The following is a 2,030-nucleotide window of genomic DNA, read 5'->3' as shown; positions in this document are numbered from 1 at the left end:
TGCTCCGGATAGGTCGCGCCGATCACCGCGCCGACTTCTGAATATCCATATTTACCGATCAGATCTTTGCCCCATTCGTCTACCATATCGGCCATATATTCATACACTGTTTTCCCGTCGATCTGCCTGTCCTGTAGCTCTCCCGAGCTCTTGTTCGAGGTTTTGACCAGTACAAATATCCCTTTATTATATTTTTCGCAATCCGCAACGAACGGAGCGATCCCGTCTGTGCCAAGATAACCGTTTACCGTGGCAAAGTCTGCGTCAAACACAGGGGTTTCTTCGTCACCGATCTTTGTCCTGCCGAGATAGGCGTTCGAATACGCCGTTGCCGTCGCGCCGATATCGTTTCTCTTTACGTCCGCGATCACAACCAGTCCTGCATTTTTTGCGTACGCAATGGTATCGCAAAATGCCTTCATACCTTCGCATCCTTACATCTCGTAGTATGCTGCTTGTACCTTTACAGACGGTACGATGTCCGCGATTTCGTCGATCAACATCCTGTTGTACTGAAAAATATTGCTCGCCGCATAAGAAAGCACATCCATCGAATATTCACGCGACAGAAATTCCGGCGGCAAATAGTCAAATTTTGTATCCAGCCCCACACAGATCGGGCTCTTTTTTTGTATGATCTGTTCAATCAGCTTGTCTATCATAGGTAATTTTTCCTCCACCAATCGTCATCTTCACCCTGCCGCAAAGTTCTGTGCCTAAGAACGGCGTGTTTTTTGCCTTGGAGACGATATCTTTTTCACTATAAATATATTTTTCGCGCACATCGCAAAGCACGATATCTGCAGGCATGCCTGCCGCGATTCTTCCGCCTTTACGCTTTAGCAATGCGTTCGGTCGTTCCGAAAGCAGCCTTGCTAAATCCTTCCAGTCTCTTATACCCACATCCACAAGGTTTGTCACCGCCAGCGCGAACGCAGTTTCAAAACCGATGATCCCGAATGGAGCCTGCTCGATGCCCACCGCTTTTTCTTCCTTACTGTGCGGCGCATGATCTGTTGCGATCGCGTCGATCGTTCCATCAGCGATGCCTCGGCAAACCGCCTGTCTGTCGCGTTCTTCACGCAGCGGCGGATTCATTTTTGCATTGGGGTTCTTATCCAATATCATTTCATCCGTAGCTGAAAAATAATGCGGGCCGCTTTCGCACGTCACATGCACGCCGCGACTTTTTGCACGGCGTATAAGCTCTACGCTTCCCTCTGTGGAAACATGGCAGATATGGATATGCGCGCCCGTCCTTTCTGCATACATAATGTCGCGCGCGGTCATACATTCTTCTACCGCGCGCGGAATACCGCATATTCCGGCCCTCTTTGCGTTTTCTCCGTCGTGTACAACGCCCTGTCCGCGCATTTCCAAGTCTTCCTCGTGCAGCATCAGAAACGTTCCCAGCTCTTTGGCTTTGTCCATTGCCGCCAAAATCATATCGTCTTCAACGACCGGTAATCCGTCGTCAGAAAAGGCGACCGCTCCCGCACGGATCAGCGCCGCGAAATCTGTCAGTTCCTTGCCCTGCATCCCCTGTGTGATGCTTGCGACAGGAAGAACCTCGCAAAATCCTGCTTCCTGTGCCTTTTTGATCATATACGCAACCGTCTCCACACTGTCCGCGACCGGCTTGGTGTTGGGCATGCAGCACACCGCGCAAAACCCGCCCGCAGCAGCAGCTTTTGTACCCGAAACGATATCTTCCTTATGTGTAAATCCAGGGTCTCGCAGATGACAATGCAAATCAACAAAACCCGGGAATGCGTAAAGCCCCTGTCCATCTATTACGCGGTCGGTTTTACCCTGTATGTTTTTTCCCATTTCTTTGACGATACCACCGCCGAGCAATATATCAACACCCGCTTCCATATTGTCGGCATTGCATACCGTTACATTTTTGATCAATAAACTCATATTACTCCTGTTTTATGATGTCGGGCGGAACCAGTGGTTCCGCCCGCACCTATTTTAGATATTCTTAGGCAATACTGCATTTAGAACAATTCCAACAAGCGCACTCA

Annotated in this window: 3 protein-coding genes; all 3 read right to left on the bottom strand. The window is 49.6% G+C overall.

Features of this window, described 5'->3' with window-relative positions; all coding sequences use genetic code 11:
- Positions 1-422, bottom strand: a 422-nt coding sequence (gene pyrF / locus VB081_RS07530) for an orotidine-5'-phosphate decarboxylase (RefSeq protein WP_323400210.1), incomplete at its 3' end; no start/stop codon positions are given.
- 12 nt (positions 423-434) lie between these two features.
- Positions 435-662 carry a hypothetical protein gene (locus VB081_RS07525; protein WP_323400209.1) on the bottom strand — a complete coding sequence of 76 codons (228 nt, stop codon included), beginning with the start codon at positions 660-662 and terminating at the stop codon, positions 435-437.
- A complete protein-coding gene (locus VB081_RS07520) occupies positions 643-1,923 on the bottom strand; it encodes a dihydroorotase (protein WP_323400208.1) in 1,281 nt (426 codons plus the stop codon). Before VB081_RS07520 ends, VB081_RS07525 begins: the two co-directional genes overlap by 20 nt.
- Positions 1,924-2,030: the final 107 nt, after the last annotated feature.

The organism is Christensenella sp., from assembly GCF_034927525.1.
Classification (GTDB): domain Bacteria; phylum Bacillota; class Clostridia; order Christensenellales; family Christensenellaceae; genus Christensenella.
Note: the sequence above shows the minus strand (reverse complement) of the source record. Positions and strands in the feature narration are given on the sequence as shown.

Excerpts from the sequence above, each read along its gene's own strand:
- VB081_RS07520 (WP_323400208.1), bottom strand. The coding sequence starts at position 1,923 with ATGAGTTTATTGATCAAAAATGTAACGGTATGCAATGCCGACAATATG.
- VB081_RS07525 (WP_323400209.1), bottom strand. The coding sequence starts at position 662 with ATGATAGACAAGCTGATTGAACAGATCATACAAAAAAAGAGCCCGATC.